Raw genomic sequence first — 22,714 nt, forward strand, 5'->3', positions numbered from 1 at the left:
GCCGCTCTTATACTTAGCGCTAGCATTGATCTTAGACAGACGCTGTAAGTGCACGTTAAATTTCAATTAAATTAACGATAAGTGTTTAATCATGCGTTGGTTGTATTGAGCAAATGCGCCTTATCGCATAGTATTATTTAAAACAGCAATAAAAAAGACGCATTATGGAGTTTGTTCGCCCGCTGGAGCCAATTCTGATCATCGACAATGATCAGTCCATGCGCAGTTCTTTAGCCGCGATTCTCACCGACCTAGGTTATGACCAGATCACCGGTAGCGCGGATATTAACGACGCTAAGCCTTTACTCGCACAACTAGACCCTAAGGTTATCTTTGTCGATATCGCCTTACCCGATAGCGACGGCTGCGATATCATCAGCTACCTGTCAGAGCTACACCCGCACTGTAAAATCATTCTTTGTGCCGATCATAACTCCTACGAGAATGTTGAGCACAACTGGGAATTTGGCGCCGAGGAATACATTAGTAAGCCTTTTAATGCCAATAAAGTCGACATGGTAATGAAGCGCTTAGAGCTTAATTAATCCCTTATGCAAGAAAAATTAAAACAACTTACGCTGGGTTTGGCGGATGTCATCTATGGCAAAGAACAACAAATCAAGCTAGCGCTGTGCGCCATGCTTTCTCGCGGTCACTTGTTGCTGGAAGACCTTCCTGGCATGGGTAAGACAACCCTGTCTCATGGTCTGGCGCAAACCCTGGGCATGAGCTATCAACGTATCCAATTTACCAGTGACTTATTGCCCGCGGATATCCTAGGTGCCAGTATTTTTAACACCAAAGAACAAAAGTTTACGTTTCATAAAGGCCCTATTTTCAGTCAAATTGTCTTGGCCGATGAAATTAACCGGGCCGGCCCCAAGACCCAAAGTGCCTTGCTTGAAGCCATGGAAGAAGGCTGCGTCAGCATCGACTCCGAGCGCTACACCTTGCCAGCGCCCTTTTTTGTTATTGCCACTCAGAACCCGCAACATCAATCCGGCACCTTTCCACTACCCGAATCCCAGCTGGACCGGTTTTTTATGCGCATAAGCCTGGGTTTCCCACCGGCAGACGCTGAAAAACTACTTATTAAGGGCCTTGGTCCACAAAGACACAAGATAATCGAGCCCATTATCACCTGTGATGAATTGCAGCATATGCAAAATCAGGTGGATACAGTCAACATCGCTAACACAGTGGTCGACTATATTCTTGCTTTAGTGACCTTAACGCGTCACGACCGGGATATTACCCATCCATTATCACCGCGAGCCAGCATAGCTTTGGCCCAAGGTGCTAAGGCTTGGGCTTTTTTGGAAGGCCGTGACTACGTAATGCCCGAGGATGTACAGGCTGTGTTTGCCAGTATCTGTGAGCATCGTGTAAATCCACACGACAATTACAGCCAGGCCAGTGTCTGCGAGGATATTTTGCGCCGGGTGAAGGTGCCCTTGTAGTATGGCCGCCCTGCTACACAAGGTCTTCGCCCCACTCCATCACCGTCTACAACATTGGCTACTAAGGGATAAACATAAAACGGCGGCCTTGACCTTAAGTCACAACACCGTTTACGTATTGCCCTCAAAGCTTGGCTTTGGTTTTATCCTGGTCGCCGGGCTCAACTTTATCCTCGCCGCCAACTACCAAAATAACCTGGTGCAATTGAGCTCCTATTTAATGCTGGTGTTGGTACTGATGTCCTTGATCCAATCCTACGCCAATATCAAAGGGCTGCAGTTGCAATTTAAAGAAGTGGCCAGCGGTTATGCCAATCAAGGACGAACCTATCGTCTGAGTGTGGCGAACAAGCAGCGTAATAGCTATGCCATTCAATTACAGTGGCGTGGTAGCACGGCCTTGGTGGAAAAGGTCGATAGTAATAGTCAGGATGTTACTATCGGTGGCGAAAAACAGCCTCGGGGTTGTTACCAGGTACCAAGGTTAAAGATATTTTCGACCTATCCCTTTGGCCTTGCAAAAGTATGGAGTTACCTTGAGGCCAATGCCGATTATTACGTTTATCCGGCGCCCCAGCCTCACAACCATGGCCTCAGTAAAGAAGCGATCGTCGAGTCCCCACAACAAACCCGAGGTGCTTTAACTCAGTCCGGCAACGACGAATTTGATGGCCTTAAAGAACATAAACAACTGGCCGATTATCGCCGTATTTCCTGGAAGCACTTCGCCAAGCGAGAGCAGCTGTTAGTCAAAGAATTTATAACCGAGGCGGACAGTGCCTATGTTGTTGATTTTGATAAACTACCTGGTGACGTTGAACATCGCCTAAGCCTGATGGCGTATAGTGTCGAGCAGGCGCAGCTCCAACATATAGCCATCGCCGTTAAGTTGCCCGGCGTTACCTTGGCCTGTGACAACAGCGATGAACATTACCTAAAAGCGCTGCGCGCCCTGGCCGTTTTTAGAAACCGGGGCACACATTATGACTAATTTTGCCAGTAGCGCCTTAAGTTTTATCTATATTGGCATCCTTATGCTGCTAGCGAGCGAGCTTCCGACCATGCTGTTGAGTTTGTTGCTGCTCTTGTGTCTTTGGAACCTCTTGATGGCGAGTAAGGGGCTCACTCGCCCTGCGACGCTGATCACCAATATTCTCGCGGCGGCCTTATTGGCGGTACTCTTTATTACCGTGGACTTAAAACAAAGTGTTTTATTGTTTGTGACCATGTTGCTTCAGGCCAGCATTTTAAAACTACTGCAAGCAGGTAATGCAAAACAGCAACAAACGGTGATCGTACTGACCTTTTTCTCTATTTCAACGGTCTTTTTGTATCAGCAATCACTCTATAGCACCCTACTCGTAGGTCTTTTTTTCATCACATTGACCATAGCGCTGGCGAGTCTTAACGGCTTACCAACCACGCGTTTGGCCACGCGTAAGAGCATTTATTCACTGAGCATCGCAGTTCCCCTGGCGGCCTTGATGTTGGTATTCGTACCAAAAATGCCGGCCTTTTGGCAATTGCCCGGGGCTAATTCCGCTAAAACCGGGCTTAATGAGCGAATCGACCCCTTCGATATTGCCAGCTTGGCAAAATCCGATGAACTGGTATTTCGCGCCGAATTTAACGACACTCAAGCCGCTCCTCCCTATTACTGGCGCGCCATGTTACACACGAGTTTCGATGGCAAAGCCTGGGTTAAGGAGCAAGGTCCGGCACAAGTGCGCCAAGATATCGACTGGCCAGCGTATAGTGGCTCGGCACAAATTTACCTGGAAAAAAGTGCCAACCGCTGGCTTTATACACTCGGTGACGGGGTAAGTCGCGCATCCGAGGTCAGAAACCTCTATGATGGCTTGTTACAACGTAAAGACCCTTCTGCCTCAAGCTTTAAATACCCTTTGCGCTATCGCCCGCAATTACCCGCGACCCTTAGTCGCTACGAATACCAGTTTTACACCCAATTGCCACAGCAAGGTAACCCCCACGCTCGCAGATTGGCGAAGCGCCTCGGAGCCTCAAGCAAGGACGCTGAGGCGTTTGCTTCTGAGCTATATGGCTATTATCGCAACCAGGGCTTTACTTATACGCTGACTCCGACGCCTATCACCGGCAGTGATACGCTGGATATCTTTTTAACCCAGACACAGCGTGGTTTTTGCGGCCATTACGCCAGCGTCAGCGCCTTTATGATGCGCAGCGTGGGAATACCGGCTCGGGTGGTCTCCGGTTATTTGGGTGGAGAAAATGTGGGTGGCAGCAATTACCTGTCCGTCTACCAGTATGATGCCCATGCTTGGGTGGAATATCATGACGGCGCGCGTTGGCAACGCTTTGATGCCACTTCTGTGGTGGCACCCGAGCGCCTCAATGGCTCGCTCTCCCAGGTTGATCAGCTGCAACAGGAATTTCGCGCCAACCTGGAGCTGGGCCTTTTACAACTTAGCAATTTTGAATCATTGAATTGGTTGCGTATTCAATTGGAAAAAATTGATTATACCTGGACTAAATGGGTGCTTGGCTTCAACCAGGAAAAACAAAATAACTTACTAAAGGGTTTACTGGGGAGTCAGTTTGCACAATACAGCATGGCCTTAGTCGTCATTGTCATCGCCCTTGTATTGTTTATTGTATTGATGTTAAGTTCACGCCAACGCAAGGTGCGACTAAGCTTTGGTGCCACACAGCTGGCCAAGTTGTTTAATGCCGCTGACGCCAGCGCCCTATTGTCGCCACAGCAATTGACTCCGGTCGCGCAACTCGCCTACCTGGCCACCCATACACCAAAACTAAAAGCGCAGATGGAGCAAATATCTCGCCTGTATGTTCAGGCCACTTATGAGCAAAAGCCATTGACGAATAAACAGCGTCTGGAGCTCAAAAAACTAGTGAATCAATCTATAAAAATAATAGGTTAAAAAAATGAATTCAGTCATAGTCGGCGTGCTACTCATGCTCCTATTAACCCTGTTTCGGGTTAATGTTATTGTCGCCATGACGGTGGCGGCACTTGCCAGTGGTTTGATCGGCGGCCTCTCCCTCACCGATACGGTAAATGCTTTCAATAATGGCCTTTCAGGTGGTGCAGAAATAGCCTTGAGCTATGCCATGCTCGGTGCCTTTGCCGTGGCCATCGCCAAGTCTGGCCTTACAAATTTACTGGCGGCGCGACTGTTGGCACTAATGGGTAAGGAGCAAACCTCCGAGCGCTATTTATCCTTTGCCATCATGACTATTGTTCTCTTTTGTGCGTTAAGTTCGCAAAACCTGATCCCCGTGCATATCGCCTTTATCCCCATTTTAATTCCGCCCCTGTTGGCAATCTTTAATCGCTTGCAATTAGACCGCCGCGCCATCGCCTGTATCCTCACCTTTGGCCTAGCCACCGCGTATATGGTGCTGCCCTATGGTTTTGGCGGCATTTATCTCTATAACATTTTGCATCTTAACCTGGTTGAAAATGCCCTGGTGATTGATAAAAGCTCGGTGCCAAAGGCCATGATACTTCCGGCCATCGGCATGTTCGTCGGCTTGTTGGTGGCGGTGTTTATTAGTTACCGTCGTAAGCGTGAATACAATCACACCTTAGTAACCGAGGCCGACGTTATTCAGGTAGAGAGCCCGGGCAAAGTAATATTGGTTGGTACACTGGCCATCGTTTTGTCGCTGATAGCCCAGTTTATGAGTCAGTCTATGATCCTCGGTGGTTTGGTTGGGGTCATGGTCTTCACCGTCTTTGGTATTGTTAAATGGCATGAAAACCAAGATGTGTTCTCTAAGGGCGTGGCCATGATGGCAATGATAGGCTTTATTATGATATCCGCTCAGGGCTTTGCCGAAGTGATGAAGGCAACCGGGCACATCGACACCTTGGTCAGCGGTGCCGCGGATATGATAGCCGGGAATAAGCCGTTGGCCGCCCTGCTAATCCTGTTAGTTGGTTTGATGATCACCATGGGCATAGGCAGCTCATTTTCCACCGTGCCCATCATCGCCGCCCTTTTTGTGCCACTGTGTTTGCAACTCGGTTTTTCACCCATGGCCACCGCCGCTTTAGTGGGCACCGCCGGTGCGTTAGGAGATGCAGGCTCCCCCGCTTCCGACTCGACCTTAGGGCCAACATCGGGCCTAAATGTTGATGGCCAGCACGATCATATCTGGGATTCCGTGGTCCCTACCTTTATCCACTTTAATATTCCTTTGGTGATATTTGGCTGGATTGCAGCCATGGTGCTGTAACACCTCTTTGTAAAACCTAAATGTGCCGCCATGCAGCCAAATATCGCTTTTACTTACCTTTTGGCAGTCATGTTCTCACTATTATTCACGATGCTAAGGTTTACATCATCAAGTATAGGTATGATGTGTTCAATATATGTGCCATTATAAAAAAGGGAGCCTCAGCTCCCTATTTCATTAGTCTTGGAATCCGTTGAGCATACGCTCGCAGACCACCGGGGTCGGTCTATGGTTTTCATCAACGGCAACAAAGGTGAAGCTACCACGAATAGCCAGGTGCTTATTGTCTTTGTGCATAGTCTCTAGGAATATTTCCACGTCCACTTTTAAACTGGTGTTACCTACGTGTACGACAGTAGACACCAATTCGGCAAACGTACCAGCCGGGATAGCCTCTTTAAAGTCAACCCGATCTGAGGAGATGGTTACTAAAGGCTTACGGCAAAAACGCGTTGCGGCAATAAAGGCAACCTCGTCCATCCAAGCCAAGGCGTCACCGCCGAACAAGGTGTTATGATGGTTGGTTCGCCCAGGAAACACGGTTTTAGTTACGTGGGTGATTGAGTCTTGTATACGCTGTGCAACAATTGCGTCTTTATCTAGGGTATTAGTCATTCGTGTTAGTTTCGCTCGCTAGAGTATCTATCATCATAAGTTGTGGATCTAACCGGGTGTTAAACCAGTTAAAACGCCAGTCTAAATGCGGGCCTGTTACCCGCCCTGTGGCACCGATTTGGCCGATGCGCTCGCCAGTTTTAATCATTTCACCTTCATCCACCAACACCTTGTGCATATGAATATAGGTAGAACTAATGCCGTGACCATGGTCGATGATCACCGTACCGCCGGAGTAATAAAGGTCCGGGTGTGCGAACACCACGCGCCCAGGTAAAGGCGCATAGATGGGCGTGCCCGTTTTATTAGCGATATCTAAACCGAAGTGTGGGCGCTTAGGCGTACCGTTGAAATAACGTTGGCTGCCATACACTCCCGAAATACGCCCTTGAGCCGGGCGATAAACCGGAGCCATGAATGCCGTTAAATCCGACTCTTTGGCACGGGCTTCACGAACCATGGCGGCATCACTGCTAATTCGCTCTAACACTTCTTTGGGTGGGGCGACATACTTTTGCTCCACCCCTTCTATTTTATCTATCTTGTAGTCGCGCTGGCTCACAGTGAAATCCAGCTGCTGCCATTTGCCCTGCTTATCAAGCCATTTAAGTTGTTGCTGCGCCTCGGCATCGCGACCAATGCCAAACACAAAATAGCCTTCGGCGTTTCGTTTTAGTTCGCGCTCGGCAAACACGACTTTTTGCGCGTTAGGCAATTGCCCGATGAGCATGGCGCCTTGGGTAAGCGAGCCCTTAACCAAAGGCGCAGGTAAGTCACCCCCTTGGGCGGCTAACGAATTACCTAGGCATGCAAGCGTAATAAAACCAGAGCAAATGAGTCGTTTAAGCATAACTGATGGATCCTTTCCCTACCCCTTCATAAGCGGTGACCTTCACTTTCCTGTCGGGATATTGTTGCTTTAATTCTTGCGCCATAAAATCGGCGATGCATTCAACCGTGGTATCACAAGGAAGAATTTCAACACGCTCGGCGCTAATGGCCAACTCAAATTCACCCTGGGTCGAGCGATAACGGCTGCATAGGTCGCCATCTTTAGCCTGGATATGCTGCAGTTGCGAGGCCTCAACCCGATCTTCGGCGCTCAGTAAATAAATATCTTGCCAACGATCGGCCCATTCCTTTTGCAGCCTTGGCATCGCCATACCATCAAGTTCGATACCCAGGGTACTGCGGTGGCCGTGAATAATGCGCTGGCAATTACCGTCGTGCTTTTTCAGGCCGTGAGAATAGTGGTAATAGAAACTATTACTTGGTTCCGGACGCAGATTCAAACCCATGCCGGTCACATTTTCCGGCAATTGCGGGGTGATCAAGGCAATTAGGTGTTCAGTCAAGGCCTGCTCGTCGATGCGTGGCGCGTCTATTTTACTCACCGCCTGCAACGGTGCACTCATGGCTAGATGGGAATTGTCACCAAATTGAGCGTCTAGAATCACCAAGTCGTCATTTTCAACCAGGCGTAAATCAGCCTGCATCGGCACGGCCAAGGTGTGGTCGACACTGTCATCGATAATGCGCTTTATCTGCTTTTTGACCAAACCAAAATCAAGCACCATGGACTCATCATTCAGATCGCCATCCAGGGTCAAATCAACAATCCAACTTTCTCCTACCGGTCCGCGGTCGGGACAAAAATATGAAAAATCGATAACGGTAAGATCGTTGACAAACAAAGTCATAGGCTAGCCTAACAAGCAATTAAGAAGTTTGCCCAAATTATACAGAGGAAAGGTTTAAATTGCTGCCCTTTTGGGGATTTATTGAAAATTCTCGCCCCTGTAACAGCGACACAACGCCAGATTCACATAAATTAAATAAAAAACCTGTAAATATAGACCATTAAATGACTGCTCAGAGTTGTTTAGCGTACAGGTGTACGCTAAAGTAGCTGCAAATTTTCAAATAATAAGTGTGTTATGGAACGTAAGAATAGCTACTCAAAAGAAGACTTGGTGTTGTGTGGTGAAGGTAAAATGTTCGGTGAGAACAACTGCCGCCTTCCTAGCGACAATATGTTAATGATGGACCGCATCGTTTCTATTACCGAAGACGGTGGTGAGCACGGTAAAGGCCAGATTGTAGCCGAGCTGGACATTGATCCATCACTGTGGTTTTTTGACTGTCACTTCAAGGGCGACCCGGTTATGCCTGGTTGTCTTGGTCTTGATGCTATGTGGCAAATCGTGGGCTTTTTCTTAGGTTGGTCAGGTGGTCCTGGTCTGGGTCGTGCACTAGGTGTGGGTGAAGTTAAATTCACCGGTCAGATCTTACCGACGGCTAAGAAAGTGACCTACCGCATCGATATGAAGCGTGTTATTAAACGCAAACTATTCATGGGCATGGCCGATGGTACCGTAGAGGTAGATGGTCGCGTTATCTATGAAGCGAAAGATTTGAAAGTGGGTCTATTCCAAGACACCAGCGCGTTTTAATCAGCACGATTCAAAACGTAAAAACGCCGCTATTTAAGCGGCGTTTCTATTTGTAAATTTAGACTTTAAATTGGGCTCGTTCTTCGATGGCCTCTCGCCACCCGCCAAGCCATTGTGATCGCGGGTCGAGCTGTTGGTAGGGGCAGTTTTCTTTTGAGCGGCCTGCCATGCCTGCTTTATAACCTTGAGAATGGGCGCGTTCTAGACGATCACGTTTTTGTCTCTTCATAGGTAAAGTCCTCACCATTGTAGTTTCGTCATTTGTAGTGTTTTTATCATCTACAAGTAATGGATAATTAATAGAACTGTCACTTTTATTGGCCATACTTAAAATCACATTGGGTTAGTTTGGCTCATTGAACAGTTGTTGACTGCGAAAAAATAAGTGGCCGTACCTCTGTTTCTTCGACCGATTACATGGACTCCGTAATAAAGGCATCGTCTAAAGTGCAAAACCCCGTGTAATTGACGGTAATATTTTTTTGCACAAAACGGACGATACTTACAACTACTGACAGCAAAAGCGACTAATAAGTTCCGCTGTCCCTAAGTTCAATCTGCCGTCTCTTGAGGCAGTTTTCAAGTCTTATTTTTTTATCCAGCTAGATATAATATGTGCACGCTTTTGGTAGAAAACAAAAGTGGCTCGGATCTTCTCGACAATGCGTTTTCGAAGCGCGATCTTATGTTAATTTTTGCATCAACTATGTTTTTTTGGGTTCTTAGATAAAAATTTATCCGGCTGTTTTGCACACAGCGAAAACTCCCGTGTGTTTTTATAGGGCAGCTTCATAAAGCCCGCCACACCTACCCCGTCTATGCTCATGGCATACTGCATAATTTCATTTAAGAGTTGCGTAAAACGGGCCTCTTGGCTGGCATCAAGTAGGCGATAATAATGGTGGATTTTCAGACGTTGCGCTAAAGACTCAAAGATAATACAGCCGGTGTGGTGAATTTTATTGAGCTCAAAAACGCACTGGATGATCTTTTTCGGTAACTGCAACTGTTCGTCCGGGTCTTTGCCATCCTCAAAGTACGAATGCGGCCTTAGCATTTCGGTGGAGGGAATATCGATCACGTCGTAGCTCAGCTCGGGTAACTGCTCAAACACAAAGGCGCCGGTGTCATCTCTCTCCACTTGAATGGTTTGCCTGGCGTCAAATAAACAACACTTAAATAAGCCCTTTTGTTCAATGCCTTGCGCCAATTTAACCGTATTATCGACCGCATCCTGAAACGCTAACTGCAAGGATTCGTCATACAAAATCAGGCTTGACTCGACAAACAGGTTTTCCTGTTTCCAATGAAAACTTAGGCCACCCACCACCGGATATTTAGCCAAACGGCTAATGGCGGCAAGGAAGGCCTTTTCCGTATCACCGGTATCGAATAGAAACTCGCGGTAATAACGCTCCAACTGGGCATCATTCACATCACTTAAACGCTTATCGCTGTCGGCCTGACGCAAAAACTGTTTGCGCGAGCTATAAACCACGGTATCTGGCAAGGTGGTCGCCACCGAGCTCCAAAATGGGATCAGTGACTTGGATGGGGCTCGAAGCTGCACCGGTACATAGGCCCGCGCCATGGACGGCATATTACGGATAAAATAATCTCCGGCCTTGTCCCGCGTGGCCTTGTCCTTACTGAGCATACCGTCTATGACCTTGGCGAACTCCATAGGCAGGCCCAAGGAACTGGCCGGAATAACCTGGGCGCCAAAGCGACAAGACTGAGCGGAAGCAAGGGCATACAGGGTCGAAGCCACGCCCTGCTCATCGAATCGCGGCGATGATTTTGCACCGGACATCTGCTCATCGCCGATAAAGTACACATCGCCCATGCGAGCATTGGTATTGGCCATATCCGCCGACATTAAATCCATCACATTGGCCCCCACGGGATGCCCCTCGGCATCCAGCTGGGCATACACCGAGCTACCCCAATCGACCAAAGACAAGGCGCCGGTGCGCGGATCCCATACCAAATTAGAGGGTTTAATATCGCCATGGACAACGGGAGTTGGGGTAATGCCATTGCGGTGGTTACGCAACACCAATAACAACTGATGTAATTGCAGTGCCAAGGCAAGCAGTTGTTTCGCTGATATTTTCCCCAAGCGCAGGGAAAAATGCTCTAGATCGTGCCCTAAAGACCGGGCCATCATCAAGATCCCCTGTTTTTTAATACGCTCAAAGGCATAAAATTTGGGATCATCGGATGATTGAAACGCGACAGCATATAGGCTTCGTCTTCGAGGCGATCGCGGACCGATTGCGCCAGAGTAATACGGGAGAACTTAAACACCCACTGCTGCGCTTTGTCGTCCACACCGGCAAACACAAAACCGTAAGCACCGGAGCCAATCAATTCAACCTCCTGGTAGCCAAGCATAGTCAATTGCTTAATACAGATGTTAAGCCATTGCTTGTGTTTTTTTGCATCACGGTGTGAAAGCAGATAAATAGACTGCTCTTCATTGATGTAGAAGTTCGTGATCGGCCGCTGCGCCACCGTTACCTCGGTGTTTGAATAAATGCTAACTATCTGCTCAGTTTACGCTTTTTTTCCGCCATTCGAAATAACCGGAAACAAATTCACCCAGCCCGTGCGCTTGTTAAGGCAGGTTCAATACAGTATGCTTTTTGCTCACAATTACACTTATAAATAGAAATGGAGTTCTCATGAAGAAAGTCCTCGTTGGTGCGGCGGTTGTTGCTGCCCTTGGTGTTGGTGTGTATTACCAGCAAACTAATCAAACCAGTGCCGCAATTAACCTCGCCGAATTGGACTATGTGCCAGCAGACACGGTGTTTTTCGCGTCTCAGCTTACCCCCTTCCCCTATGAACAATATGCCAAGTTATTACCCGCGACTGTGCTGAGCGATGAGCAACGCGGTCAGTTCAGTGAAATCACCGAGGCATTGAGACAAGAAGGCGACGCAACGGCGGTATTCATTGCCGAGCTGGTGAGTAAATATGAGCAGGCCATGGCAAGTCAAAGTGCAGATAAGATTTGGGGGTTTGGCAGCGAGCTGCGTTACCTAACCTATGCGGTTGGCCTTATGCCGGTTGCCCGTATCGAGCTGGCCGAGCCACAAACCTTTATCGCTACACTTAAAGAAGCGGCCGATAAAGCGGGCCTGAATTATCAAGAAGAAACTTTGGCTAACACCGCCTACACCCGGTTTATCCTCGAAGCCGAGCAAGGCCAGTCTCTCGAACTCATCACCAGCGTGCAAGGCCAGTGGTTAACCCTGACCTTAAGCAGTGACATGATTACCAGCGACGACGACCTCGCCCTTGCCTTGGCAACTAAAAAGCCCGCAAATTCTTTGGCTGGCACCGGTCGCTTACAAGCCTATGCGAAAAAATACGACTGGGACGGCAGCTCGGTCAATTTTTTCGACAATAAGGCCTTGGTTTCAGCCCTGGTTGCCGAAAAGCCTTCACGCCTGGGTACCATGATAGACACCTTTATAGCCAAAGCCGGTAAGGAAGATGCGCTAGACGCACTGCGCACCCCGGGCTGTAAAAAAGACCTACCCGCCATCGCCACCAAATTCCCGGCCGTGGTATGGGGCACATCGGATTTAGAAGTCACCAACAGCTATGCCAATTTTGATGCCGATGTTATTTTTGAAAGCAGTGATAGCGACCTGCTTGGCACCCTGGCAACCCTGCGCGGTTTTATTCCACAACATGTTACCCAAGCCGATGCAGCCATTTTGAGCCTGGGCTATGGCATTGACGTGTCAAAGGTGGGGTCGCTAACCAACACCTTATGGAGTTCCTTCACCCAAGCCGAGTTTGAATGTGAGCCGTTATTGATGGCCCAAGAGCAAGCCCAGGGGGCCAACACCATGGCCATCGCCATGGCGACAGGCATGTTTGCCGGCGTTAAGGGAGTCAGTGTCACCATAAACGATTTAGAGCTGGATTTAACGAACCCACATGCGCCTGATATCAAAGAGTTTAGCGGCCTGGTAACGCTCAGTGCCGACGACCCTATGACACTGATCAATACCGCCAAATCGCTGGTACCAGAGCTTGCCCAGGTAACAATTCCAAGCGATGGCAGTGCCGTTTCTGTGAGCGAGCTACTGGAAATGGGTATGGAACACGACTTAGACGTGAAATTAGCGGTCAAAGGTAACCACATTACCCTCTATACCGGTGAGCAAGCCCAGCAGCAGGCCGGCGCCTTGCAAAACCAAGCGCTTGAAGCCAATGGCCTGCTTGGTATGACGGTTAATCTTGCACCATTAATGGAAATAGTTGTCGCCGCCAATGAAGCAAGCGGTCAAGAGCTGCCGCCGGAGTTAAAAGCTCTGGCCGAGCAAAATATTTCCGGTTCAATGACCACGGACATCAATGGGCATGGTATACAGCTAAGTTCTAGCTCGCATATTCGCAAGAACTAACGCATAAAAAGAGAACACAAAAAAGGCGGTCATTGACCGCCTTTTTTACGTCGAATATACGTCTTACAAACGAATACCGCCGTCGATTTCTACCACACGTCCGGTGAAGAAATCGTTTTCAAAGATATACTTGGCGGTATGGGCGATTTCCTCGGCTTCACCAAGGCGACCTACCGGCTTCATCTTCACCAGGCGCTCTTTGGCTTCTGGCTTCATGGCATCCGTCATCTTGGTACGAATAACACCTGGGGCAATGGCGCCCACGCGAATACCAAAACGACCCAGCTCTTTAGCCCAGCTGGTCGTCATGGCAACCACGCCGGATTTAGCCGCCGAGTAGTTGGTCTGACCCATGTTACCGGCACGTGCCACGCTACTCATGTTGATGATCACGCCACCCTCGCCGCTTTCAACCATGTGTACCGCAGCTTCACGGCCACATAGGAAAACACCGGTAAGGTTAACGTCAATAACAGACTGGAACTGCGCCAGAGACATCTTATCAACCACCTTGCCTTCTTTGGCCTTGATAAAGAGACCGTCGCGCAGAATACCGGCGTTATTGATAAGGCCATGAATGGCACCAAAGTCTTGAGCGATAGCGGCAAAAGTTGCTTCCACTTCCTGCTCAACACTGACGTTGGCTACATAGGCTTTAATTTTTGCATCCGCATTGGTACTGGCCTGACGTAAATGCGTCACAGCTTCATCCAACAGAGCACTGTCCATATCGATTAGGGCCAACTGGGCGCCTTGCTCGGCGGCCATTTGTGCCATAGCTAAGCCCAGGCCCTGAGCGCCACCGGTGACAACTATGGTTTTATTATTTAAATCCATGCTTATTTCTTCTCAAATAGGGTAAAAATAGCGCTGAAGTCTTTCGCTCCTGCCCCTTGGTTTTGCAACAGGGTGTAGAGGTTTTTGCTAAGCGCACCAAGTGGGGTTACCGAGCCTGAGTTTTGCGCCGCTTCCAGCGCCAAACCTAAGTCTTTGGCCATCAAATCAACCATAAAGCCCGGCTGATACTGGTTGCTTGAAGGCACGGAATCAATCACACCCGGACATGGGTTATACAGCTCTAGCGTCCAGTTACGGCCTGAGCTGTTAAGCATTATCTCAGACAGCACTTTAGGGTCTAAACCGTGGTTGATACCCATTTGCAGCGCTTCACTGGTACCGGCCATCAAGATACTCAACAGCATATTGTTACAAATTTTAGCCACTTGTCCGGCGCCAATGGCACCGGCATGGAAAATATTCTTACCCATATTTTGTAAAATGGGCTCAACCGCGTCGAAATGTTCCTGCGCGCCACCGACGATAAAGGTTAAGGTACCCGCTGCGGCCCCTGCTACGCCACCTGAAACCGGCGCATCGACAAAGGCAATGCCCTTGTCCATTAGCGCTTCGCCAAGGCTCTTGGCACTGGCCGCATCTATGGTTGAGCAGTCGATCACGATTGCATCGTCACCAAGATGGTTAATTAAGCCATCTTCGCCTAAATAAAGTGACTGCACATGCTTGGCCGCTGGCAGCATGCTGATCACAAAGTTAGCACCCTGAGCGACATCATTGGCATTCTTACACGCCGTTGCCCCTTCCTCGGCCAATTGGCTGACCACATGCTGGTTTAAATCAAATACTTGCACTTCGTGGCCGGCGGCAATCAGGTTACGCGCCATTGGCGCGCCCATATTACCCAGGCCGATAAATCCTATTTTAGCCATGCCTTTCTCCTAAGCTAAGCTTGCCAACGGGTGGCTCTCACCCATGGGTGCAAAAAATCGTTCAATTACATCCGCAGGCACACTCTCTAAAGTGGGGTATTGCCACTTGGGTGCCATGTCTTTATCTATCAAGAGTGCACGAACGCCCTCTTGGAATTCCCCCACCTCACAGCAGGTCACCGACATGCCCAGTTCCATTTGGAAACAGGCTTTAAGGGATAAACCCTGAGCGCGTTTAAGCTGTTCGAACACCAGATGCGCGCTAAGCGGGCAACCGTGTTTCAGGGTTTTAATGGCCTTGGCGAGCCATTTATCGTCGGTTTCGATAGCGCTCAGGTAATCCACCTTGGCTGCCAGAGTGTCAAACTCGGCAAGCTTGGTGATAACTGCCTGATGCTTGCGCAAGCCACCTTTTTCCATCGCCTTAGACTCGCTTTCGAATTTCTTCAACAGCTGCGTCAGCTTATCGTGATTAAGGGCTGAAACCTGGCCCCAGCTTTGCTCACACAAGGTGCTTAGCAGCTCGACAAAGCGCTCGCTGTCGATGCTGTGATCCGCCAAACTGGCAAAACGAGCATCATCGGCATTCATTAGCGCCCCGGTTAGACCGAGGAACAAACCCACCTGGTCCGGCGCTTTTTGTAAGAAATAGCTGCCGCCCACGTCCGGGTATAAGCCTATGGTGATTTCCGGCATGGCGAGCTTAGAGCGCTCGGTGACTACACGGTGACTGGCGCCGGCCATCAGACCCATACCGCCGCCCATGATAAATCCGTCACCCCACACGACAATCGGCTTGTCATAACAATGAATGGCATAGTCCAGACGGTATTCTTCGCTAAAGAAGGTCTTACCATAGTCTTTGGGCTCACCCGTGGCCATGGCACGATGCAGGCTAACCACATCGCCGCCGGCACAAAAGGCTTTTTCGCCGGCGCCCTTGATAATAACTAGAGCAACCTCGTCATCGCTTTGCCACTTGGTCAGCTGCTCGTCGAGCAGACGGATCATATTCAGGTTTAAGGCATTGAGTGCTTTGGGCACATTTAAGGTAGCAAGGGCGATTTTTGCGCCATTGCTACACTGAGCCAGCTCAAACACCACCTCTGATTCTGGGTTATTGAGAGGGATCAGTGTATCCATTAGCCGTTCACCCAGTTCGCTTTGCGTTTTTCCAAGAAGGCGTTTACACCTTCTTTTTGGTCTTGGGTGTCGAACAATTTCACAAACAGTTCACGCTCAAGCGGCAGTGCACTGGTGATATCGCCGTGACGACCTTTTTGAATCAGCTCCTTACAGTAGCTAACCGCTACAGGGCTTTGGTCACCCACTTGCTCGGCAAGGGCCATGGCTTTATCAAGGGCACCACCTGTCGCTACCACTTCTTCTACCAGACCGATTTCTTTGGCCTTGTCGGCTTTAATGCGCTCACCACACAAGATCATGCGCTTGGCCCAGCCTTCGCCCACCAGCCATGACAGGTTCTGAGTACCACCGGCACAAGGAAGCAGACCCACCTTGGCTTCCGGCAGTGCCATTTGTGCTTGCTCTTCGGCAATACGGATATCACAGGCTAGGGCCACTTCTAGACCACCGCCCATGGCATAACCATTGATAGCGGCAATCGACACACCGCGGAAATTGCTTAGCGCTTCAAAGGCGGCGCCAAATACTTGTGACATCTGCGCCGCAACGCCCTTGTCACCACTTGCGAATACATTCAAGTCGGCGCCGGCAGAGAAAAACTTCTCACCCTCACCTGTCAGTACCAAGGCGAAGATGTCTTTATCGGCGTTAAGGGCTTCAACCTGCTCTTTAAGGCTGATTAGCGTTTGTTCAGTCCAGGTGTTTGCCGGCGGATTACTCATGGTAAGGACGGCAATGTGCCCTTTTTTTTCTAGTTGAATTTGTGCTGACATAACTTCCTCCTAAAGAATTTCGTTCACTTCATCGGCCAGAATACGTCTAGCAACGATTAAGCGCATGATTTCGTTCGTACCTTCGAGAATTTGGTGAACACGTACATCACGCAGATGACGCTCAAGCGGGTATTCTTTGATGTAACCGTAACCACCGTGGATCTGCAGTGCATCATCACACACCTTCACGCCCACATCGGTCGCAAAACGCTTGGCCATGGCGCAATAGGCTGTTTTTTCGCTATCGCCACTGTCCAGTTTAAACGCCGCCAGGCGAACCATTTGACGTGCTGCCACCAATTCGGTGTTCATATCCGCCAGTTTAAATTGCAATGCCTGGAATGCCGCCAACGGCTTACCGAACTGCTCACGCTCTTTAAGGTAGGCTTTCGCCGTGTTCAAGGCTTGTTGTGCGGTACCGATTGAACAGGTGGCGATATTAATACGACCACCATCCAGGCCCTGCATTGCAAACTTAAAGCCTTCGCCTTCGTTACCTAACAGGTGATCGGCTGGGATACGTACGTTTTCGAAGGTAACCAGGCGAGTCGGCTGTGCGTTCCAGCCCATTTTCTCTTCCGCTTTACCATAGCTGATACCTTCCGCGTCCGCAGGAACCACAAAGGCGCTAATGCCTTTCGGGCCTGCTTCACCGGTACGGGCCATGACCACCAGCACTTCTGTGCTACCGGCGCCAGAGATAAACATTTTCGAACCCGTGATGTAGTAATGGTCACCATCACGTACGGCCTTGGTTTTAAGCGAGGCCGCATCCGAGCCGCTGCCCGGCTCAGTCAAACAATAAGAAGCCAGTTTTTCACCGGTTACCAACTCAGGGCAATAGGTGTCTTTCGCCGTTTGGGTACCGAAACTTGCTACCATCCAGGTCGCCATATTGTGAATGGTCAACATCGCCGTGGTGGCGGTACAGCCTTTGGCCAACTGTTCAAAAATAATGCTTGAGTCTAGTCGAGAAAGGCCTAAACCACCGGCTTCTTCCGGGGTGTAAAGTGAACAAAAGCCAAGCTCACCTGCTTTTTGAATGGTTTCTTTGGGGAAAATATGTTCCTGATCCCACTTTGCTGCAAATGGGGCTAGTTCCTGACTGGCAAAACGTTCGGCCATATCGGCAAAGGCCAGTTGATCTTCGCTAAGATTAAAATCCATAACACACTCTCTTGTACTACATGTTTACGGGCCGCTCCCAGGCGACCCGTAAAGAAATTATTTAAGGTGAATACTCATGTTTGGTCCACTTACCACGTCGTCTTCAAACCAACGCGCGGTAATAGTCTTGGTCTCGGTATAGAAACGGACACCCTGCTTACCATAGGTATGCTGGTCGCCGTAGAACGAGCCTTTCCAACCTGTGAACGAGAAGAATGGCAATGGCACAGGGATTGGTACGTTCACACCAACCTGACCTACTTCGATATGGTGCTGGAACTTACGCGCCGCAGCGCCGCTGGCGGTAAAGATAGAAGTACCGTTACCGTATGGGTTGTCATTGATAAGGGCAATGGCTTCGTCCAGGGTATCTACAAACACACAGCACAATACCGGACCGAAGATTTCTTCGCGGTAAATGGCCATGTCAGGCGTGACATTGGTGAACAGCGTAGGTCCAACCCAGTTACCTTCTTCATAGCCTTCAACGGTGAAGTCAGAGCCATCAAGCAGACAGTCGGCGCCTTCTTGCTTACCTTGGGCAATTAGCGACAGGATACGTTGCTTCGCGGCGATGGTTGTTTGCGGACCATAGGCTGAGTCAGCTTGGTCCCAAGGACCTGGCTTAACAACACTCAGTGCATCTTTAAGCTCATCAACCCAGTCTTTCGCACTGCCAACGAATACGGCTACCGAAATACCCATACAACGTTGACCGGCAGCACCTACCGATGAACCAACCAGGTTATTGATGACGTTTTGCTTGTGAGCATCTGGCATGACGACCATGTGGTTTTTTGCACCCACACAGCATTGCACGCGTTTTAGGTTTGCTGTGCCCTTGTCGTAGATATACTGACCAACACCACAAGAACCTACGAATGAAATAGCACGGATATCTGGGTGCTCTAGTAGCTGATCTACCTGACCCTTGGTGCCGTGAACTACTTGCAGTACGCCCTTAGGTGCACCGGCTTCTTCGAACAGCTCTACTAAGCGCATTGGCGTTAGCGGGTCTTGTTCAGACGGCTTCAATACGAAGGTGTTACCGCATACAATCGCCAGTGGGAACATCCACAATGGGATCATCGCCGGGAAGTTAAAGGGTGTTACACCGGCACACACGCCTAATGGCTGGATAAGTGAATAGGTGTCGATATTACGTGCGACGTTAGACACGGTTTCACCCATCATGTTCGATGGTGCGTTAGCCGCTTGCTCAACCACTTCGATACCACGCCATACATCGCCCTTGGCATCCTCAAAGGTTTTACCAAGCTCATGACAGATGATGGTGGCCAGCTCGTCGTGGTGGTCTTTTAGCAACTGAGCGTAACGCATCATAATGCGCGCACGCTCACTTACCGGTACTTCTTTCCAGGTTTGGAACGCTTCTTTGGCAGAGGCTATGGCTTCACTTACTTCTGCTTCGGTGGCCATAGGCACTTGTGCAAGCACTTCCTGGTTAGCCGGGTTTACTACGTCTAACCACTGAGATGTTTCAGATTGGCGCATTTCGCCGCCGATATATAATGGTACCTTGTGCATAATACAGGTCTCCCCAAATTGACTGCGCGCCCGGAAATTATCGTTATACGGGCGCTGGATAAATTAAAGTGCTTCGACTGCCAAGGCTACGGCTTCGCCGCCACCGATGCATAAAGAAGCAACACCACGGCGTTTGCCCTGGTTACGCAAAGCGTGAATAAGTGTGGTCAGAATACGGGCACCGCTGGCACCGATTGGGTGACCTAGGGCACAGGCGCCGCCGTTAACGTTCACCTTGTCTTTATTCAGACCCATTTCATTAATGGCCAACATGGTCACCATGGCAAAAGCTTCGTTGATTTCCCATAGATCAACGTCATCCGTGCTCCACTCTAGCTTGGCCAGCAGTTTTTCCATGGCGCCCACGGGAGCAATGGTGAATTCCGCAGGCAAACGCGAATGTGTGCTGTGACCGCTGATACGAGCGATAGGCGCAAGACCCAGCTTTTGCGCTTCAGCATAGCTCATTACCACTAGCGCAGAGGCACCATCTGAAATAGACGATGAGTTTGCCGCAGTGATAGTGCCGTCTTTTTTAAATGCTGGACGTAGCGAAGGAATTTTATCTGGGCGGGCATTACCAGGTTGCTCATCGGTATCAACTACCAGGTCGCCTTTGCGCGTGCTGATGGTATGGGCAACAACTTCGTTGCTAAATGCACCGCTGCCGATGGCCTTATTGGCTTTTTCCAATGAAGCGACGGCAAATTCGTCCATTTGTTCGCGGGTAATGTCGTATTGATCCGCCGTGGCCTGGGCAAAACAGCCCATTGCCAGGTTATCGTACGCATCTTCAAGACCGTCCATCATCATATGGTCTTTTACTTCACCGTGACCCATGCGCATACCGCCACGGGCTTTAGGTAACATATAAGGGGCATTAGACATGCTTTCCATGCCGCCAGCCACTACGCTGTTTACGCTGCCGGCCTTAATAAGGTCATGGGCCAACATAACGGCTTTAAGACCAGAGCCACACACCTTATTAATGGTGGTTGCGCCGGTGTGCTTGTCCATACCGGCTTTAATCATTGCCTGGCGCGCCGGTGCCTGACCCAGACCCGCAGGCAGAACACAGCCCATAATGACTTCATCGATCTCACTAGGGTTAATATTCACACTCTCGAGCGCGCCTTTAATAGCAGAGGCACCCAGTTCGGTGGCACTTGCGCCGCTCAAGGCGCCCATAAAACCGCCCATGGCGGTACGCTTCGCACTGACAATTACAATGTCGTTATCGTTTAACTGTGAGCTCATATTCGGGTCTCCATAATCAATTTCACTTGAGCATACATAAAATTTACGTTTACGCCAACGTCAATTAGATAAGTTTAATCTGTCCACTTTTTGAGCTGTAAACTTATCTAGCCGGCCCAACCCTGCTTCTTAAAAACTCCTACACTTTCTCGCAAGGCCAATAACAACCGGCTCTGGCGCCCATATTTGTGATTTTGTACCTCTCCAAAAGAGAGTTGAAATCCAGCTTTACCTTTACGTAAACTTCACTTATATTGGTGTTAATATTTTGTAGTAGATAAGACTAAATAACGATGACTGAGCAAAGCCAAAGCCCCAGCGAGCAACCGGAACAGACTTTCTCCATCAGCGATCTGGCAAAAGAATTCGATATCACCACCCGCAGTATTCGTTTCTACGAAGACCAGGGACTGATCATGCCACGTCGTAACGGCCAAACCCGCATTTACTCAAAACGCGATAAGGTCCGTCTAAAGCTGATCTTACGGGGCAAACGCCTGGGCTTTAGCCTTGCCGAAACCGGCCGTTTGTTCGAGCTTTACGACGCCGACAAATCCAGCGCCAAACAGTTAGTCACTATGTTAGACCTTATCGAAGAGAAAAAAGCACACTTAATACAGCAAATGGACGACATTAAAGTCGTACTAATGGAACTCGTAACGGCCGAAAAACGCTGCCGTGAAACTCTCTCACATTTACAACAGGATTAATCATCATGAGTACTATCTCTCTATATAAAGAGCTTAACTTTGGCTTAGGCGAAACCGCCGACATGATCCGAGCCCACGTTAATAGCTTTGCCAGCGCCGAGATCGCGCCTTTAGCAGAGCAAACCGATGAGCAAAATATGTTTCCTAATGAGCTGTGGACCAAGTTTGGTGATATGGGCCTGTTAGGCATGACGGTTAGCGAAGAGTTCGGTGGCGCCGGTCTGGGTTACCTAGAGCACGTGATTGCCATGGAAGAGATCAGCCGTGCCAGCGCCTCTATCGGCCTAAGCTATGGCGCTCACTCTAACCTGTGTGTAAACCAAATTTTCCGTAATGGTAATGAAGAACAAAAAGCAAAATACCTGCCTAAGCTGATCAGCGGTGAGCACATCGGTGCTTTAGCCATGAGTGAGCCGGGTGCGGGTTCAGACGTGGTTTCTATGCGCTTAAAAGCAGAGAAAAAAGGCGACCACTACATCCTTAACGGCAATAAAATGTGGATCACTAACGGTCCAGACGCCCACACCTATGTGATCTACGCGAAAACCGATTCTAACGCCGGTCCTAAAGGCATCACCGCCTTTATCGTTGAACGTGACACTCCGGGATTCACTCAAGCACAAAAGCTAGACAAACTAGGTATGCGCGGTTCAAACACCTGTGAGCTGGTATTCGAAAACTGTGCGGTTCCAGAAGAAAACATCCTGGGTAACCTAAACGAAGGCGTTAAGGTGCTAATGAGTGGCCTGGATTACGAACGTGTAGTTCTGTCTGGCGGTTCACTGGGCATTATGCAGGCCTGTATGGATGTGGTTGTGCCTTATATCCACGAGCGTAAGCAATTCGACACGCCTATCGGTCAGTTCCAGCTGATCCAGGGTAAGATTGCCGACATGTACACGCAAATGAATGCCGCGCGTTCATACGTGTATACCGTAGCTCGCGCCTGTGACCGTGGTGAAACCACGCGTAAGGATGCCGCTGCGGTTATCCTTTACGCTGCCGAGCTGGCAACCAAGATGGCTCTGGATGCGATTCAAATCCTAGGCGGTAACGGTTATATCAACGAATACCCTACCGGCCGTCTGTTACGCGATGCCAAGTTATATGAAATCGGTGCTGGTACGTCTGAAATTCGTCGTATGTTGATCGGCCGCGAACTGTTCAGCGAAAGCCGCTAAGGTGTTGT

General features: G+C 49.4%; 20 protein-coding genes and 1 pseudogene. 9 read left to right on the forward strand and 12 right to left on the reverse strand.

What is annotated here, in order from left to right; all coding sequences use genetic code 11:
* Window positions 1–164: 164 nt before the first annotated feature.
* From C2M36_RS06075 to C2M36_RS06095, 5 genes are read left to right on the forward strand one after another with little or no spacing between them, the layout of a single operon-like run.
* The gene (locus tag C2M36_RS06075; RefSeq protein WP_105189754.1) at window positions 165–545 is read left to right on the forward strand and encodes a response regulator; all 381 of its coding nucleotides are present in this window, start codon (window positions 165–167) and stop codon (window positions 543–545) included.
* Between the two features lie 6 nt (window positions 546–551).
* Entirely contained in the window at window positions 552–1,460 is a 909-nt protein-coding gene (locus C2M36_RS06080; RefSeq protein WP_105254160.1) for an AAA family ATPase, read from the forward strand.
* A 1-nt stretch (window position 1,461) separates the two neighbouring features.
* Window positions 1,462–2,451 carry a DUF58 domain-containing protein gene (locus C2M36_RS06085; RefSeq protein WP_105254161.1) on the forward strand — a complete coding sequence of 330 codons (990 nt, stop codon included), beginning with the start codon at window positions 1,462–1,464 and terminating at the stop codon, window positions 2,449–2,451.
* On the forward strand, window positions 2,444–4,381 hold the full coding sequence (locus C2M36_RS06090) for a transglutaminase family protein (protein ID WP_105254162.1): 1,938 nt from the start codon (window positions 2,444–2,446) through the stop codon (window positions 4,379–4,381). Before C2M36_RS06085 ends, C2M36_RS06090 begins: the two co-directional genes overlap by 8 nt.
* 4 nt (window positions 4,382–4,385) lie before the next feature.
* Window positions 4,386–5,702 carry a Na+/H+ antiporter family protein gene (locus C2M36_RS06095; protein ID WP_105254163.1) on the forward strand — a complete coding sequence of 439 codons (1,317 nt, stop codon included), beginning with the start codon at window positions 4,386–4,388 and terminating at the stop codon, window positions 5,700–5,702.
* Between the two features lie 177 nt (window positions 5,703–5,879).
* On the opposite strand, the gene C2M36_RS06100 is transcribed toward C2M36_RS06095, so the two are convergent.
* The 3 genes from C2M36_RS06100 to C2M36_RS06110 are packed head-to-tail and all read right to left on the reverse strand — an operon-like array spanning window position 5,880 to window position 8,017.
* Window positions 5,880–6,317, reverse strand: coding sequence for an acyl-CoA thioesterase (locus tag C2M36_RS06100; RefSeq protein WP_105254164.1), 438 nt, complete (start codon window positions 6,315–6,317; stop codon window positions 5,880–5,882).
* Window positions 6,310–7,167, reverse strand: coding sequence for a M23 family metallopeptidase (locus C2M36_RS06105; protein ID WP_105254165.1), 858 nt, complete (start codon window positions 7,165–7,167; stop codon window positions 6,310–6,312). Before C2M36_RS06105 ends, C2M36_RS06100 begins: the two co-directional genes overlap by 8 nt.
* A complete protein-coding gene (locus C2M36_RS06110) occupies window positions 7,160–8,017 on the reverse strand; it encodes a 6-carboxytetrahydropterin synthase (RefSeq protein WP_105254166.1) in 858 nt (285 codons plus the stop codon). Before C2M36_RS06110 ends, C2M36_RS06105 begins: the two co-directional genes overlap by 8 nt.
* A 237-nt stretch (window positions 8,018–8,254) precedes the next feature.
* On the opposite strand from C2M36_RS06110, the gene fabA reads away from it, so the two are divergent.
* On the forward strand, window positions 8,255–8,770 hold the full coding sequence (gene fabA / locus C2M36_RS06115) for a bifunctional 3-hydroxydecanoyl-ACP dehydratase/trans-2-decenoyl-ACP isomerase (protein ID WP_105199010.1): 516 nt from the start codon (window positions 8,255–8,257) through the stop codon (window positions 8,768–8,770).
* A 58-nt stretch (window positions 8,771–8,828) separates the two neighbouring features.
* On the opposite strand, the gene rmf is transcribed toward fabA, so the two are convergent.
* Together rmf and C2M36_RS06125 are read right to left on the reverse strand one after the other, a co-directional pair.
* A complete protein-coding gene (gene rmf / locus C2M36_RS06120) occupies window positions 8,829–8,999 on the reverse strand; it encodes a ribosome modulation factor (RefSeq protein ID WP_105189745.1) in 171 nt (56 codons plus the stop codon).
* Between the two features lie 471 nt (window positions 9,000–9,470).
* Window positions 9,471–11,287 (reverse strand): annotated as a pseudogene (locus C2M36_RS06125) (protein kinase domain-containing protein).
* Window positions 11,288–11,457: 170 nt separating this feature from the next.
* Here C2M36_RS06125 and C2M36_RS06130 point away from each other — a divergent pair.
* Window positions 11,458–13,197, forward strand: coding sequence for a hypothetical protein (locus C2M36_RS06130; protein WP_105254167.1), 1,740 nt, complete (start codon window positions 11,458–11,460; stop codon window positions 13,195–13,197).
* Window positions 13,198–13,260: 63 nt separating this feature from the next.
* Here the strand turns inward: C2M36_RS06130 and C2M36_RS06135 are convergent, their stop codons facing one another.
* From C2M36_RS06135 to C2M36_RS06165, 7 genes are all read right to left on the reverse strand, one after another.
* Entirely contained in the window at window positions 13,261–14,034 is a 774-nt protein-coding gene (locus C2M36_RS06135; protein WP_105199013.1) for an SDR family oxidoreductase, read from the reverse strand.
* 2 nt (window positions 14,035–14,036) lie between these two features.
* The gene (gene mmsB, locus C2M36_RS06140; protein WP_105254168.1) at window positions 14,037–14,924 is read right to left on the reverse strand and encodes a 3-hydroxyisobutyrate dehydrogenase; all 888 of its coding nucleotides are present in this window, start codon (window positions 14,922–14,924) and stop codon (window positions 14,037–14,039) included.
* Window positions 14,925–14,933: 9 nt separating this feature from the next.
* A complete protein-coding gene (locus C2M36_RS06145; protein WP_105254169.1) occupies window positions 14,934–16,067 on the reverse strand; it encodes an enoyl-CoA hydratase/isomerase family protein in 1,134 nt (377 codons plus the stop codon).
* On the reverse strand, window positions 16,067–16,843 hold the full coding sequence (locus tag C2M36_RS06150; protein WP_105189739.1) for an enoyl-CoA hydratase: 777 nt from the start codon (window positions 16,841–16,843) through the stop codon (window positions 16,067–16,069). The genes C2M36_RS06145 and C2M36_RS06150 overlap by 1 nt, the downstream gene beginning before the upstream one ends.
* Window positions 16,844–16,852: 9 nt before the next feature.
* On the reverse strand, window positions 16,853–18,010 hold the full coding sequence (locus C2M36_RS06155) for an acyl-CoA dehydrogenase family protein (protein ID WP_105254170.1): 1,158 nt from the start codon (window positions 18,008–18,010) through the stop codon (window positions 16,853–16,855).
* A gap of 57 nt (window positions 18,011–18,067) precedes the next feature.
* The gene (locus C2M36_RS06160) at window positions 18,068–19,558 is read right to left on the reverse strand and encodes a CoA-acylating methylmalonate-semialdehyde dehydrogenase (protein WP_105254171.1); all 1,491 of its coding nucleotides are present in this window, start codon (window positions 19,556–19,558) and stop codon (window positions 18,068–18,070) included.
* Between the two features lie 63 nt (window positions 19,559–19,621).
* Window positions 19,622–20,815 carry a thiolase family protein gene (locus C2M36_RS06165; protein WP_105254172.1) on the reverse strand — a complete coding sequence of 398 codons (1,194 nt, stop codon included), beginning with the start codon at window positions 20,813–20,815 and terminating at the stop codon, window positions 19,622–19,624.
* 293 nt (window positions 20,816–21,108) lie between these two features.
* Here C2M36_RS06165 and C2M36_RS06170 point away from each other — a divergent pair, with 293 nt between their 5' ends.
* Both C2M36_RS06170 and C2M36_RS06175 read left to right on the forward strand, forming a co-directional pair.
* The gene (locus C2M36_RS06170; RefSeq protein WP_105254173.1) at window positions 21,109–21,525 is read left to right on the forward strand and encodes a MerR family transcriptional regulator; all 417 of its coding nucleotides are present in this window, start codon (window positions 21,109–21,111) and stop codon (window positions 21,523–21,525) included.
* A gap of 5 nt (window positions 21,526–21,530) precedes the next feature.
* Window positions 21,531–22,706, forward strand: a complete 1,176-nt coding sequence (locus C2M36_RS06175) for an isovaleryl-CoA dehydrogenase (RefSeq protein ID WP_105254174.1) — start codon at window positions 21,531–21,533, stop codon at window positions 22,704–22,706.
* Window positions 22,707–22,714: the final 8 nt, after the last annotated feature.

The organism is Pseudoalteromonas sp. T1lg75 (assembly GCF_002964705.1).
Taxonomy (GTDB): Bacteria; Pseudomonadota; Gammaproteobacteria; order Enterobacterales; family Alteromonadaceae; genus Pseudoalteromonas.